Annotated in this window: 14 protein-coding genes and 1 pseudogene; 2 read left to right on the top strand and 13 right to left on the bottom strand. The window is 49.0% G+C overall.

What is annotated here, in order from left to right:
- Positions 1–33 precede the first annotated feature (33 nt).
- Entirely contained in the window at positions 34–441 is a 408-nt protein-coding gene (locus GON22_RS17420) for an MBL fold metallo-hydrolase (RefSeq protein ID WP_160397415.1), read from the top strand.
- A 296-nt stretch (positions 442–737) separates the two neighbouring features.
- Here the strand turns inward: GON22_RS17420 and GON22_RS17415 are convergent, their stop codons facing one another.
- From GON22_RS17415 to GON22_RS17355, 13 genes and pseudogenes are all read right to left on the bottom strand, one after another.
- Entirely contained in the window at positions 738–1,676 is a 939-nt protein-coding gene (locus GON22_RS17415; RefSeq protein ID WP_237179222.1) for a DMT family transporter, read from the bottom strand.
- Positions 1,677–1,723: 47 nt separating this feature from the next.
- Positions 1,724–1,864 carry a 2OG-Fe dioxygenase family protein gene (locus GON22_RS17410; protein WP_160397383.1) on the bottom strand — a complete coding sequence of 47 codons (141 nt, stop codon included), beginning with the start codon at positions 1,862–1,864 and terminating at the stop codon, positions 1,724–1,726.
- Positions 1,865–1,912: 48 nt separating this feature from the next.
- Positions 1,913–3,296 (bottom strand): annotated as a pseudogene (gene tnpC, locus GON22_RS17405) (IS66 family transposase).
- A 155-nt stretch (positions 3,297–3,451) separates the two neighbouring features.
- The gene (tnpB, locus tag GON22_RS17400) at positions 3,452–3,748 is read right to left on the bottom strand and encodes an IS66 family insertion sequence element accessory protein TnpB (RefSeq protein WP_160397382.1); all 297 of its coding nucleotides are present in this window, start codon (positions 3,746–3,748) and stop codon (positions 3,452–3,454) included.
- Positions 3,742–4,074 carry an IS66 family insertion sequence element accessory protein TnpA gene (gene tnpA / locus GON22_RS17395; RefSeq protein ID WP_160397381.1) on the bottom strand — a complete coding sequence of 111 codons (333 nt, stop codon included), beginning with the start codon at positions 4,072–4,074 and terminating at the stop codon, positions 3,742–3,744. The genes tnpB and tnpA overlap by 7 nt, the downstream gene beginning before the upstream one ends.
- A 516-nt stretch (positions 4,075–4,590) precedes the next feature.
- Entirely contained in the window at positions 4,591–4,977 is a 387-nt protein-coding gene (locus GON22_RS17390) for a MerR family transcriptional regulator (RefSeq protein ID WP_160397380.1), read from the bottom strand.
- A gap of 44 nt (positions 4,978–5,021) precedes the next feature.
- Positions 5,022–6,062, bottom strand: a complete 1,041-nt coding sequence (locus GON22_RS17385; RefSeq protein WP_160397379.1) for an NAD(P)-dependent alcohol dehydrogenase — start codon at positions 6,060–6,062, stop codon at positions 5,022–5,024.
- Positions 6,063–6,108: 46 nt separating this feature from the next.
- Positions 6,109–7,089: an aldo/keto reductase gene (locus tag GON22_RS17380; protein WP_160397378.1), complete on the bottom strand. Its 981-nt coding sequence runs from the start codon at positions 7,087–7,089 to the stop codon at positions 6,109–6,111.
- A gap of 268 nt (positions 7,090–7,357) precedes the next feature.
- Positions 7,358–8,116, bottom strand: a complete 759-nt coding sequence (locus tag GON22_RS17375) for a phytanoyl-CoA dioxygenase family protein (RefSeq protein ID WP_160397377.1) — start codon at positions 8,114–8,116, stop codon at positions 7,358–7,360.
- Between the two features lie 45 nt (positions 8,117–8,161).
- The gene (locus GON22_RS17370; protein WP_160397376.1) at positions 8,162–9,526 is read right to left on the bottom strand and encodes a class I adenylate-forming enzyme family protein; all 1,365 of its coding nucleotides are present in this window, start codon (positions 9,524–9,526) and stop codon (positions 8,162–8,164) included.
- An 11-nt stretch (positions 9,527–9,537) separates the two neighbouring features.
- Complete coding sequence (locus tag GON22_RS17365; protein WP_160397375.1) at positions 9,538–10,941, bottom strand: hypothetical protein; 1,404 nt, start codon at positions 10,939–10,941, stop codon at positions 9,538–9,540.
- Complete coding sequence (locus tag GON22_RS17360) at positions 10,922–12,322, bottom strand: alpha/beta hydrolase (protein ID WP_160397374.1); 1,401 nt, start codon at positions 12,320–12,322, stop codon at positions 10,922–10,924. The genes GON22_RS17365 and GON22_RS17360 overlap by 20 nt, the downstream gene beginning before the upstream one ends.
- A gap of 269 nt (positions 12,323–12,591) precedes the next feature.
- Positions 12,592–13,488 (bottom strand): LysR family transcriptional regulator, encoded by an 897-nt coding sequence (locus GON22_RS17355; RefSeq protein ID WP_160397373.1) that lies wholly within the window; start codon positions 13,486–13,488, stop codon positions 12,592–12,594.
- 113 nt (positions 13,489–13,601) lie between these two features.
- Here GON22_RS17355 and GON22_RS17350 point away from each other — a divergent pair, with 113 nt between their 5' ends.
- Positions 13,602–15,002: an MFS transporter gene (locus tag GON22_RS17350; RefSeq protein WP_160397372.1), complete on the top strand. Its 1,401-nt coding sequence runs from the start codon at positions 13,602–13,604 to the stop codon at positions 15,000–15,002.
- The last annotated feature ends 40 nt before the right edge of the window (positions 15,003–15,042 follow it).

Raw genomic sequence — 15,042 nt, 5'->3', positions numbered from 1 at the left:
AGCAAGTATACCCCCCTATACCCTCATAAGGGGATAGACATTAGTCAACGGGTTCAAGCCTTGCCATCAGATGGAAGTATCCCCGCGTTGCCGGATTGGCGCTGGATTCATACCCCTGGACATACAGAAGGTCACGTCTCTCTCTTCCGAGATGCAGATCGCGTGATTGTTGCAGGCGACGCGTTCATCACAGTTAAGCAAGAATCCGCTTTTGCCGTTCTCATGCAAGAGGAAGAAATTCATGGTCCTCCCGCTTACTTCATGTTCGATTGGCAGGATGCATGGAATTCCGTCAAGAAGCTAGAAGCACTTAAGCCACAAGCTGCCATAACCGGGCACGGTGTACCCATGTTTGGGAATCAGCTGCGGCAAGGACTTGCCCGCCTGGCACAGATTTTCGATCGAATCGCCATACCGAAGGACAACAGTTACGTTACCTAGAGCTCTCCACTCCCTACATTAACGAGACAATGCGTGTACATCATGTAAGTATATGCCTAACCAAAAGGTGTCTTTATGACGGTATCCCCTTCGCTCAGTTGAAGAATAAATTGAACAAGTCGGTCCTGAGTCGAAGGGATATCGTCATTAAGGCTCGGATTATGCGTGATCACAGCTTTAAGAAAAACGGCTTCGCCGTCCTTGGGACGGTTGCAGACGTTTGTATCGTGCTGTCAGATATTACGTTTAGATGATCCCCTTTGCTAATATTCAGCAATATTTTCAAAGTCGTTCTTTCAGGGTGTTGAGTATTTAAGTCTACGGTCTAGCAAATAACGTCCCCAGAACGTTGCTCCTAATATGCATATTCCGCCAAGCCAGTTTATCGACGTGAGAATTTCGCCTCCTATTAATGTTGCAAAGAATGCACCAAACACAGGCTCCATTCCCATCAGCAAACCAACTCGTGTAGGCGACGTTCTTCGAATGAACACCATCTGGGCAAAGAAAGCAAAAATCGTACAAAACAAAGCTAAATACAACGTAAGCAACCAAAATTCCAAGGATTGGGGGATGTGAAATAAGGATGTCCCTTCAGCGGAAAGACTGAATACTCCAGATAATACAGCAACTACACCCAATTGAATAACCGTTAATGCGCTGCTGTCCAGAACTTTCCCCTCTGTCATTTTTTTGGTGAAGGTCATCTGTGTCGCTCTTAGAAGTGCAGCTCCAAGAATTAGAGAATCTCCTATATTAAATAAAATGGTGTCCTTGAAGGTTAAGAGCCCCGTTCCAATAATAGACAAACCAACCGCCATAAAGAAAGTGAAACCCGTAAACTTCTTGTTCACAATCCAATCCAATATAGGTGTTAATATAAGAGTCAGACTTATAATAAAAGCTGAATTTGAGGCTGAGGTGTAATGAATTCCCCATGTTTCAAAAGAAAAAATGGAAAACAAAAATAAGCCGAATATCACACCGGTTATCCATGTTTCCGATGAAGCCTTCTTTAAATTCCTCCATGTAAAAGGCAGCATAATGAGAACAGTCAGTAAGAAACGGTAAAATAAAAACATAAATGGCTCGTAATTATTCAAAACCGTTTTGGCGGTGATATAACTTGATCCCCAGGCTAAAGCCACTAGTAGTAAAATAATATCTGCTGCCCAAGGAAAGTTGTTTATATGAAAACGACTTTTGGGCTTACGTATAACTTCGCTGTTTGGCAATTGTTTTTCTCCCCTCAAACTAGCACATTACCCTTTACACTTATAGGTCATTGCTCTTTTGTAAATGCAACAACAAGAACATCGCGATACCCTTGCTCGCCATTTTTATCTACTTGCACAGGAGTTACACCATGCATCGTTTTATTATCATCTGCAATTAATATATCTAGCGAATTCGTAAGCGTCAAATAGCCCCCCACCCTTGTAACGAATATGAGGGCTCAGATAAGCTGCTATTAAGATTTGAATACTCGGCAGGTCAATGGAATCGTTGACGACCATGGAAGCAGATTGTCCAGTGCTTCTAGATCTTTCGGATCGGGAAGCTGCGGGAGTTGCTCCAACAGGTGCATCAAGTACTTAAACGGGTTTAGTCCGTTCTCCTTTGCCGTTTCGATCACGCTGTAAATGATTGCGCTGGCCTTCGCTCCGCGAGGTGTGTTGGCGAACAGCCAGTTCTTTCGCCCGATGTCAAACGGCTTGATCGCCCGTTCGCTGCGATTGTTGTCGATCTCCAGTCGTCCGTCTTGTAAGAAGGCGATCAGCTTGTCCCATTGATTCAAGCTGTAGGTAATTGCTTGTCCAAGTAAACTTTTGGGCAATGTACGAGATCGCTGCTGACGTAGCCATACCAAATAAGAATCCAGAACAGGGCGGCTGCGCGCCATTCGGACATTATAACGTTCTTCCGGTGTAGCGTTCTTTAGCTCTCGCTCAATCGCAAAAAGCTGATTGCAAAACTGAAGGCCCTGCTCGGCAGCTGTTTAGGTTTTGTCCTGTGAGGCAGGCAGTGCCTTCATCGCCTCGTCGAACTTCCGCCTCGCATGCGCAAAGCAACCAATTAGCGTTACGCTCTTCACCTTGTGGTACCCGGAATAACCGTCCACGTGCAGATAACCGCTGAATCCCGTCAGAACGTTTCGGGGATGCTCACCGCCACGCGTTGGCTGATACTTGTACAAGACGGTCGGCGAACTCATGCGGCCGGTTCGATACAGCCACAAATACGATTTCGCTTCTGCGGACTTGCCCGGCTCGTGCAGTACCTGCAGCGTCGTTTCATCAGCATGCGCGATGTCCTGGACAAGTAGATGCTCCCGCATACGTTCTGTAAGCAGTGAAAGCCACTGGTCTGCACCGTGATGCCGTTATGATTGGCGTACGAATTTCCTCTCGCTCACAGTGACGGCACGCATAAACCTGACGTACATGCCTCGTCACCTTCACTTCAGCAGGAATCACCGTGATTTCGTTTCGCGTCTCGGTGCTCATTCCATGAAGTGCGCCCCCGCAGCACGCGCAAACTTGCTCATCTTCCGGGAGTTCATAGGTAATGGTCTCAACTGGAAAATGCTCGAGCTTAGCCTCGCGGGTACCGGCAGATTTCTTGCGGTTGTAAGTGACCGTTTCGACATCCGGTTCCTGTGAGGCAGGCGTCGCCAGCACCTCGGCTTTGTTGAACAGATTCAGCGCGAGCTGGTCCGGATGCGTCTTCTCACTTGAGGTGCCAAAACGCTTCAGCTGTGCAAGCCGGAACTGCTCTTGGTACCAGTTAAGTTTGGCCGTTAACTCCGCATTTTGTTGTTCCAGCTTGGCTGTTTTCTGTTCCAGATCTTTTATTGTAAGTGGGGAATTCGATTAAGTATCCATACCTTAGATTTTCGCTGAAAAGCCTCCTATTCCTGCCGTTAGGTATGGCGAAATGGCAAATGATTGCGTTAGATCACCGTGCTAGCCGTGACTTGAGAGTGAGCTTGCCGTTGGCTTAGCGCAAGTCAGTCTAGCAGCCAGCGAAGCTCGCGGTTAGAGACTGCCACCGGATCACTGCTGCCGATTGGCCACTGGAACGTCCCGCGTTCAAGGCGACGATAGAACAGCCAGAAGCCGTTGTGCTCCCAGTACAAAATTTTGAGTTTGTTGCGCTCGCGGTTACAGAACACGAATAAGCAGGTGGAGAATGGGTCAAGTCCAAAGCCTTCTTGAACGATTGCGGCCAACCCATCGATAGACTTGCGCAAATTCGTCGATCCACAAGCGAGATAAACACGCTGAGTGTTAGATAGCGTTAGCATAGCGCTTCCAATGCCTGCACGATTTCACGAAGGAGTTGAGCGTCGAAGCCTATTCGAAGCTCAATGCTGGCTTGTCCGACGCAAACAACAAGTGAAGGTGCTGAGTTGGGAGATTCGGTTTGATCAGCAACCGCAAGCGGTACCCAGTGAGTAGGCGGAGTTAGTGCGGCTGTGGAAGAAGCTGCTTTCGTTTTACGGAGCCAATATCTCAGTTTTTCTTTGGTGAAGTGATTGGCTGTACACCATGCCGACATCGTAAGGCCACTGTTCATATAATCCGCGATGCGCGCAATCCATTCGTGAAGACGTTGTTCTTTGGTAGTCATGAGGCAGCCTCCTATATTGGGGTGCCCTCATTTTCTCATGTGGGGATGGGACTTTAAAGGTGGGGTAGGTTTGACGCTTACGGACTCAATGACAAAGAACGCACAGAGAAACCGAGTATGGTGGTCCGCCAGGGCATATGACCCGTCAACTAAACGCTATCGGCCTCCACGCCTTGGCCAGGTACAACGAAGGAATGTAAGGGCAATGACCCGTCGAGACATGGGAGGGTGAACCTCCAAGGGACAAGTGGAGTTGTGCAGCAGAACGTCAAGAAAAGTGCGTAAACGCGTAACTTTTGTTCCTGCATGCCCGAAGGGTGCCATCGACTAGTCTCCCCCCTACAACCCTGCACCGTATCTGCCATCTAAGTTGTTGAAATCCTGTGAATGGCAGAGCATTTGTGAGATAAACCTTTAAATACGAGGGACGGACTCCACAGCCTTTATTTCGCCATTTTAGAAAACAAATCTGGCTCATTCTGATCAAATAAGGGCCGCTCGGTCCGTTAACGTTTATCAATCATTCAGGCGCTGTAAGGATTGTTCCTTGATCCGAACGGTCTCTTCGTACCTCTCAACTTTCCGATCAAGACGCTCCAGCGTCTTCCCCATCTCTTCAATTCTTGCGGAAAGCTGCTCACGCTGTTCTATTAAGAGCTCTTTTCTAGCCTCTTCGGTCTCCTCGCCTTGTTGGAACAATTTCACATACTCAATTAAAGCTTCGATCGGAAGACCGGCGTTGCGCATGCATTTAATAAATTCAACCCATCTTAAATCTTCTTCTGTATATTCCCTGATGCCGTTATTATTTCGGTTAACAGGTGGAATGAGCCCGATTCGTTCATAATAGCGAAGTGTATCTTGTGACAGGTCAAATTTGGCGCTTACTTCAGCCATTCGCATGGAACTTCATCTCCTAAATCGTACGAAATCGCGTTGGCGAGAAATTACAAAGTAGAGATATCAATGACGAAGCGATAGCGCACATCACTCTTAAGAATGCGCTCGTAAGCCTCATCGACTTGATCCGCACGAATGAGCTCAATTTTCGGAGCAATGCCATGTTCCGCTGAGAAATTGAGCATTTCTTGCGTTTCCCGAATGCCGCCGACGAGTGAACCGGCAATGCTTCGGCGCTGCATAATAAGAGAAAAAACGTTGTACTTGTCAGCTTCGGCAGGCGCACCGACATTCACAAGCGTACCATCTACGCGGAGCAAAGATAAGTAGGCATCAACATCAAGATTAGCCGCTACTGTATTTAAAATCAGATCGAAACGATTAGCCAGCGCTTTAAACGTTGCCGAATCGTTCGTTGCATAATAGAAATCTGCGCCTAATTCATGCGCTTCTTCTTTTTTATTCATCGACTGGCTCAACACTGTTACCTCTGCTCCCAGGGTATGCGCGTATTGCACAGCCAGATGGCCAAGCCCGCCCAACCCGACTACGGCAACCTTTTTGCCCGGACCGGCTTTCCAATGCTTCAACGGAGAGTACGTCGTAATTCCCGCACACAACAAAGGGCTTGCCACTTCTAATTGCAAGCTGTCTGGAATGCGGACAACGAAGCGCTCAGTTACGACGATTTTCTGGCTGTATCCGCCATAGGTCGGATTGCCATCATAGTCTAACGAATTATAGGTTCCGACGAAGCCTTTTGTACAATACTGTTCTTCACCTTGCAGACAATATTCGCATTCTCCGCAGGAATCTACAAAACAACCGACGCCAACGCGGTCGCCAACGGCAAACTTCGAAACCGCCGCTCCTACTGCTTCGACAACGCCAGCAATCTCATGGCCCGGAACCATCGGGAACATGCCGCCGCCCCATTCATCCCATGCGCTGTGAATATCGGAATGGCAAATTCCGCTAAACTTAATATCGACTAAGATGTCGTTTGGACGTAATTCCCTACGTTCGATTGCCGTCTTTTCGAAAGGCGCTTTTGCGCTTGGGACACTTAAAACATGCGTTTTACACATTCGTTTCATTACTCCTTTGATTTTAATATTGGTTATGGATGGCTGCTTACAGCGCGCCAACCACTGGATGGGGAACATACCGTTCTTCGAGATAGATAATTTCTTCAGGCGTTAACTCGATCGAAAGCGCATCAACCGCCTCTTCGAGCTGGGACACTTTCGTTGCCCCAATAATAGGAGACGTCATTGCTTCCTTCTGCAGCAGCCAGGCAAGCGCAATTTGAACACGCGGCACACCGCGCCGTTCTGCAATAGCAGTAACCCGGTCCGCGATAATCCGGTCAACATCTGCAGTTGCGTCGTATTTCATTTTTTGGGCTTGGTCGGTTTCCGAACGGAACGTTGTTTCCGACCAATCACGCACCAATCGGCCCGAAGCGAGTGGGCTGTATGGGATCACACCGATTTTCTCCTCTTTGCAAAGCGGCATCATCTCCCGTTCCTCCTCACGGTACATGAGGTTAAGGTGATTCTGCATCGATACAAACCGGGTCCATCCGTATTTTTCTGCAACATTGAGTGCCTTAAGAAATTGCCAAGCGTACATAGCCGATGCACCGATGTATCTTGCTTTCCCTGCTTTTACCACATCATGCAATGCTTCCATCGTTTCTTCGATGGGCGTGCTGTAATCCCAGCGGTGGATCTGATATAAATCAACATAATCGGTGCATAGACGCTTAAGGCTCTTATCGATCTCACTCATGATAGCCTTACGGGAAAGCCCTGCGCCGTTCGGGCCTTCATGCATTCGAAAATGAACCTTCGTTGCAATAACGATTTCATCACGTTCGGCATAATCCTTTAACGCCCGGCCAATAATTTCTTCGCTCGCACCGGTCGAATAAATATTAGCGGTATCAAAGAAATTGATGCCCAGGTCCAACGCTTTTCTAATAATCGGGCGGCTATTCGCTTCATCCAGTACCCACGGATGCGTCCATCGCGTTGCATCGCCAAAGCTCATACAGCCGAGACATAGACGGGAAACATCCATGCCGGTATTGCCTAGTTTCACGTATTCCATTTCGTGTACCTTCTCTCCAGTTCATAGGTATCCTCGTGTGCAATAAACGGCTGCGACGATCACCTTACGTATTATCGCACTTGGAGTTAACTCCAAGTCAATAGGTTTTCTTAAGGTTATTGCTCCCCAACACGAAAAAAGCAGCCGGTCACTTTGGACCTGCTGCTGCTTTTTTATTCGATCATTTGCGCGCTTCATAGGGTAGGTTTTTCTACCCTATCCGCCCATCGGCGCACTTTCCAGCCGCTTAGGCAGATTTTAATCCATTTTAGAAAATTTGCTCGTTATAACCCATCAGCCGGCGACGGCGTGCATTCGCCCGCTGTGCGATATGCTCAGGCACTTGGTAAACGGCATTGTTGTCATGGGACATATGGGGCACGATGAATTTCTTGCGGTAGATGATCTGCTGAACGTAACGCGGATTGTCGCTTTGGTTAGGCGCGCCGCGATGCCATATTTGGCTGTTGAAGATCAGGCAATCCCCCGCTTTTGCGAGCACGGAGACCGGTTCCTGCCCTTTATAAGGCTCAATCTCTTCTGTAAATTGCAAGTGCTTGCCCGCACGGTGTGAACCAGGAACGACTTGTGTTGGCCCAAGCTCTTCGGTGATATCGTCAAGGTAATAGAGGGCATTCACGAGGTACACCGGCATCTGAATGCTCGGGTCAATTTCAACGCCATCAGGCAATGGGAAGAACAAAGCTTCGTCTACATGCCACATGCTAACGCCTGTGTTCTTCACTGTCCGCATGCCGTTCATGCTGCTTAGCTGGCAATCTGTACCGAGGATTTCCTCGATAAAATCGATGACCGTAGGCTGGTCTACCAAATATTCAAAAATCTCGCCTTTCTCGAACATCGGCCCTTGCAGCATCACGTTATCGCCTTTTCCTTCAAACGCATGCTGAATCCCTGCTTTCACATCCGCCACTTGCTTCTTATCCAATACATTGCGGAATACTACATAACCATCACGGTGTAATTGTTCCAATTCTTGCGAAAAACGTCCCACTGTCGTTTGCATCTTATTAACCACCTTATAATTAGATTTGATAACGCCGAATTACATTTATGATTGCGGAATTCGTATTTTCTTCATACGGTCACCCATCAGCGACTCTTCGGTAATGACGATTTTTTGCGGTATTTTATAAGAAGGAAGCTTATCATGGCAGAAAGCCCAAATGCGGCGGCGAAGCTCGCCCAACGTAAGATCGCAGTCTCGAAGCTTAACCGTTGCCTTCACGAGCTGACCAGTTACGCCACTAGGTTCCCCGCTAACGACGACCTCTTCGATCTCGTCCAGCATGTGAAGCACATCTTCCACCTCCGCCGGGTACACCTTCTCGCCGCCAACATTGATCAGCTCCGAGCGGCGGCCAAGAATCCGGATGCAGCCGTCCTCAACGACCGCCTCGTCGCCCGTCCGCAGCCAGCCATCTTCTGTGAATGGATCTGGCGCATTCAAATATCCAGCCATCGCGGTATCGGCCAATACTTCAAGCATGCCGTCTACAATTCGGTAACGTGCCTCTTCTCCCCGTAGTGAGAATAGCAACGAATCCGAACCTTTCGATTTGGTTGGGAGAATGCCCAGCTCTGACATGCCGTAAGCTTGTACCATCCGTACATCCGGGAATTGCTCGTTCCATGCGGCAAGCGTACTCGTCGGCATCACTTCCGAACCATAGGAGACAACCTCAAGGCTGGACAAATCGTACTCATGATGGGCACCGCTGATTAGCAGCAAATTAAGAAAGGTCGGCGATACAGGCAAAGCTTGCACACGATAATGCTCAATTGTCCGGCAGACCTCAGCTGGAGACCGGTCCGGCAGCATATACAGGGTGCCTCCACTTGATAACGTCTGAAGAAGCGTATTGAGACCTCCGATATGATCGAACATCATAAACGGTATCGTTCGCAATGCCCGTCCTGCATTCGTATACTTACGCAGCAGCCGGTCTGCACGATGAACAGCCGCCTTGCTCTTGCCAGTGGAGCCTGATGAGAAGATGATAAGCCCAGCTGCCCCTTCTTCTAGCATCGCTAGCAGCAACGGATGCTGCACGCCTTCGTGCCGGAGCACTCGCATATGGGCATGTTCTTCCACATCCTGAATTCTTGCATGCGCTTCAGCGATGCTAATATATTCTTCTTTCTTAGCTTCGACAAGCTTTCGGTCAAGCGGGATAACGATACAGTTCAGCTCCAGCAGGGCAAACAACGCCGCAATTGCATAGGGAGAATAATCTTCCTCTAGCGAAACAATGGCTCGTTCAATCCCCGCTTCAGCCATTTCGTTTTTCATTTGATCGATGCGCTGGAGCAGCCATCCGTACGTGAACGCAACATCCTTCCAAACGAAAGCTGTTCTTGGCTCGTACTGGCGAAACCGCTCGAGCAGGTCGAATTGATTAGGTTGCTGGTGCATGTTCCTCCTCCTTACCCCGCTTCCGGCATTCGATCAATAAGATAGTCGATGAATCGGCCGACGGTCCGGTAAGGGCTGTCTGGCAACCCTGCTGATGCAATCTCTGACAAAGCAAGGCCAATGCCTAGCTCCTCCTGGATGCTCTGTTCAACTGCAGCGAGCAGCGATACAAGCCCAAGGGAATCCAAATTTCCGTTGCGGCCATAGAGTGGCGCCTGCAACCCAAGCTCGACAGGAATCGATCCATTATGGTATCGGTTCAAATCCAAACAGCTTTCCAGTACGATTTTCTCCAGCTTTTCACGTTGGGCAGAGCTAATTCCATCCTGCTCTGCACGCTTTTTGCCGAACAATCCGATGTTTCGGTGCTCCGCCCACATCGCCTCATACAACCGATGCTCCCGTAGCCCGAGCTGCTCGACGACGCTGCTCACCATACGAATTCGTTCGGCGGCATTCTCTGCTGCCCAGCGGCCTTGCATCATCTTATGCGCTTGCTCCCATTCGCCTACGATCGCATTAAATTCGGCAGAATATGCATCGTATGGAGAACCAAGTATCGTTCCCATATCGCTAAGCAGGTCCCGGAAGAAATAACGGCTCCATCGCATATCGAATAAGAAGGTGGAAATCGCGCTAATGTCCGTTGCGCCATTGGCTGCACCTAGATGTAGACGTTTGAGGAGCTGCAGCGTCACCGCGTTTCCGAAATAATAAACACGGCCATCCTTCTGTATCTCCTGGCCTGCCAAAAACTCATATGCCAACGTTGCGAGTGTGCGCTGCAAAGCATCCTTAAATGCAGAAGGAGACAGTTTTGCTTCCGCCTCGATATCCACGGTGCAATAGATATGAAGTTCTTCCTTCCGTTTAGCCGTCGCCAGCTCAGGAATGCTCTTATTGCCTCTCCAGAAGTCGCCGAAAGCTTGGCTCGATAACGGTCCCGCGTAACGTGAAGGCACCGGGTCATAAATATACATTTGTTCGTCTTGCATGCCATACACGGCAAGCCAGTGATCCACCAGATACCGGCGGGAATCGGGTTCAACGAGTTTCGAGATATAGTTCGGATTCAGATAATCCTCGCAATACGGAAGATAGTAACTGGTCCCTGTCGCGAGGAACAACTCTCCTGCGCTTATGCGTTCCCGAATCTCTGTAACGCCTTCTTCGAAGCTAGCAATCTCCCGCTTCCCTTTCTCTAGCCATACCGCATCCTCATAATCCAGCTTGTTAAAATATTGCTTTACCAGCCCTAAGCTCGAACAAGCAGGCAAGCCATACAACCTTGAATTAGCTAGCAGGCTAAGCGTACTCTTCGAGCCCTGCCGCTTTAACACCTCATGGACAAGCGGCAAATTGCATGGGTAGTAATAGGGCATTTCCATGATCGGATCAAAATGTTGGATCTGCATAACTCCTCCTGACCTGAGCATGGGTGGCAGCGCCATCCCAGCGCTCGATTTGATAATGGAGAGCAATGTTCTCACAGGCCCGGAACGAACGGTTCGGAAACGCGTTCCCTGCAGCATCCAACTCGAATTTGCGGAAACCTTTCGTGAAGCGGAAGCGATAACCACTGTCTCTTGGAACGTGGAAAGTGCCTGTGTAACGGTTCTCTCCCACATAAAGCAACTTCATTCCCATGCCACCGTAAATGGAATCCGCCATCTCTGGTTCACTTGGCACTTCTGCATCCATTTGAACCTCGACGAATTCGGACATTTGCGCCACTACGGTGAATATTTTCGACGCCTCTAAGCCGCCAGCATACAACGTAACAAGCGTAGTTCCCTCTTGCTTTGGCACTACTGTGCCATCGGGGAGAATCGCCAACACGTCTGGATTTTCTACACGGTATGCCCCGTCCAATATGGTGATGGCGAACCCGCTGTCATACTTAAGCAATGCATTAATTTGCGTCTTCATCCCAGCAAGCCCAATAACGTCCCTTCCGCGCAGCTCGAGGCATATTGCAGTACCGGGCCGGCCGAACATATAGAGCAGGGGAATATGGACCCGTTCACCCCAATCAGCCTCTTGGTGAGCTGCATCCGGCTGCTCCAGGTAGGCAAGCTCTTCGCCATACTTGTAGCCGTGATTCATCAGGCTGTGAGCAACATCACGGATATGGCGCGGCAGAAACAGCCCTTCAGCGTCCCCGATATCGAGCCATATTTTCATAGGCAGCTTGTCTGCCCCGTCAAACGGCTGATACAGGATTTCCTCTCGCAGCTTCGTTTCCGCTGTATCATCCAACTGTGCTTTAACGAAATACGGAGATAACATAATCAGCTTGCCGAACACGTCTGGGTGGCGAAATCCCGTATGATACGTTGACAATGCGCCAGCGGAAGAGCCGATCAGTGCGGTATTCGCCGAATCGGTTAACGTTCGGAAACGCTCATCGATATACGGTTTTAGATCATGGACGATAAAGTCCTCATACTCGATCCCCGAGCAGCGAATGCCAGCTTTCGTTTCCTCTGCTGGTGCGGAAAAATGATAATACTCGTTGGAATCGACGGGCCGCACATGGGCAATCGCGACGATAATAATCTCGTCCATCGTACCTTCTGCAATCAACCGATCTGCCGCGAGGTGGATGTTCCATGATTCCGTCCCTGGAGCGGCAGGCGCGAATGCGCGCTGTCCGGCGTGCATGTATAGGACGGGGTAACGCTTAGTAAGCTCTCTCCCATAGCTGGGGGGCAAATATACGAATATCCTTCTTTCGTTGTTTAATTTGCGGGCGTGAAAATTGTCAATCGTGACGATGACCGATTGGTCTGGCAACGTTCAAACGCTCCTTTCCCGGAATCCCTGAAGTGTCTATTCTGATGTCCCGCTCCGATTAATTGTCCTTTCCACCTCCCGTTTCTTCGACAAGGAATGCCAGCTCCCAGAACGCCAAACAACCCCGCCACTCTCTTAGGAGCGAACGGGGTTGTTTTAAAACAACGTTGTGTTTTAAAAGGCATGGCCCTCAGCTTGTCGTTACACCTAACATAGTAACGCCTTGGCTGAGCTTTGTAAATATAGGCTACTTTATATATTTTTCCCTATTATTCGACAAACTTCGAGTTTCCTGGCTGCTGCTCGAAGTGCGCAATAACGACTTCCCGGAAGTCCAGTGCAGCCCGCGAAAGGTAACGGCTCTCATGCCACATTAATGCGATTTCCCGCACCAAATCATGATTCTCTGCGCGAAGATATGCGATTTTATCCCGTGAAAACCTTGCCGTGCTTGGCATGAAAGCAATGCCAACTTCCGCCTCCACTAGCGCGCTAAGCCTTGCAGGCTCATCCCCTTCATACACATAGTTTGGCGTAAATCCGGCCGCTTCACAAATCGAATCAACGAGATCGCGAGTGCCATAGCCCCTCTTTACGCCAACAAACCATTCATCCCTTAATTCTTCCAGAGAAACACTGCTTCGGCTTGCCAACCGATGCCCCGCAGGAACGGCGATAAGGATAGGGTCGTTAAACACGATTTGGCATACGATCCCGTCCCCTTGTACTGGAGGCGAGGATAAGCAGTAATCGACCTCCCCCCTCTGAAGCAGCGTAACCATGTCCTGCATAGCCAGCATTTGCACATGAAAATGGATGTCGGGGCGCTTCTTCCGAAACGCTTTAAGGATTGGAGGCAATGTGCTCGCAGTAGAAACCGCTAATTCAAGTGTTCCGTGTTCTGGACTGGATAAATCGCTCAGCTCCTGCTTCCCTTGTTCCAGTTCGAATAACGCTCGCTCTGCACGGTGAAGAAATCGGCTTCCAAAGTGATTCAACCGCAGCTTCCTCCCGATTCGATCAAATAGCGGGACGCCTAAGTCCTCCTCCAATCGTTGAATCGTTTTGCTTAATGACGATTGTGTAACGTGGAGGCTTCGCGCAGCTTCCGTGACATGCTCCAATCGCGCAACCTCGACAAAATACTGAAGCTGAAGAAGTTCCATCTCTTACCCTCCGCTCATTCCTTTAAGTCAATAAAATCATACCATGAAATGCGTTGGAATAAATGTGTGATTTCCAGTACGATGGCATCAGGACGCAATAGGAGGGAACTAAAATGACTGTTCATAACAGATGGTTATTGATTTCTGTTGGGCTGGGGGTGCTTTTGAACCCATTAAATTCATCGATGATTTCGGTTGCAATCGCAAGGCTGCAAAATATGTATGAACTTAACTTTACAGACGTTTCTTGGGTTATATTCTCATTCTATATTGCTAGCTGCATAGCCCAGCCTGTTATGGGAAAAGCAAGTGATTTATTCGGCCGCAAGCAGATATTTCTAACTGGGCTTGTTGTTGCATTAATTGCCTCATTACTCGCGCCTCTATCACCAAACTTTGGATGGCTGATCGTGTTTCGCATTATTCAATCGATCGGAACGAGCATGATGGTTGCAGTTGGAATGGCTCTCGTGCGGATTCATATTACGGAGAAACAAGCGGCGGCGCTGTCGGTTTTATCCATATTTCTATCGGGGGCGGCAGCCATTGGCCCGTTTGTTGGCGGAGTATTGATTCATTGGTGGGATTGGCATGCCATCTTCTTCATCAATATACCGTTCGTCGTTCTGAGCTTTCTATTAGCATGGCGGTACATCCCGAGAGACGAACCTCGCATTTCCGCTTCACAGAACATGCCTCTTCGGCAATGGCTAGCTTTGATTGATGCGCCAGGAATCATATTGTTCACATTCGGCCTAGTTTCGCTGCTTATTGGAGTGCTCTTGGCCAAATCAAAGGGACATGCTTCAGCTGAAGACGTTGTTGCCGGGTTGATCGGCTTGTTGCTTCTTATTGCTTTCGTAAGGCATGAACGAAAAGTTGCCTCACCTTTCATCCCTATTCGCACATTCGCCAAACATCCTGCACTGGCACGGGTCAATATCGAATTTGTGCTCGTTAACATCCTTTACTACTCGCTCTTCTTCGGGCTGCCAACCTACTTGCAAATGGTCCGGCATGTCAGTGAACTTCAGACAGGATTGCTCATGTTAAGTTTAGGATTGTGCTCGCTTGCAGTTTCGCCGATAGCAGGCCGTTGGATTGACAAAGCTGGACCACGGCCGGCATTGCTTGTATCCGCACTGCTAATGACATTCGGTTCAGTATGGATCATGTCCTGGAACCAAACTTCTCCCGTTATTAGTGTATGTGTAGCTTTAGCGGCATTTGGGATAAGCAACGGGCTGAACAATGTCGGCATGCAAGCGTCCTTGTTCCAAAGCACGCCGAAAGAAATCATTGGTGTAGCATCAGGCATCTTTATGACAGCGAGATACATCGGAACCATTCTCTCTTCATTGCTGCTAAGCATCGTAATGGGAGATACGTTCAGCGCGGGAGCATTCCGATTGCTTGGGGCGATTCTTACGGCAGTTGCGTTGTCTCTTGTTTTCATAAGCTGGCAGCGTCGGGAGCCACAGCAATTGGAACAAAAGAAATTGGAACAATTATAGGTTTCCTGGTCAACTTGGCTATCACAAGAATAATTCCTTT

It is taken from the genome of Paenibacillus sp. MMS18-CY102, from assembly GCF_009789195.1.
GTDB lineage: Bacteria > Bacillota > Bacilli > Paenibacillales > Paenibacillaceae > Paenibacillus_T.
Note: the sequence above shows the minus strand (reverse complement) of the source record. Positions and strands in the feature narration are given on the sequence as shown.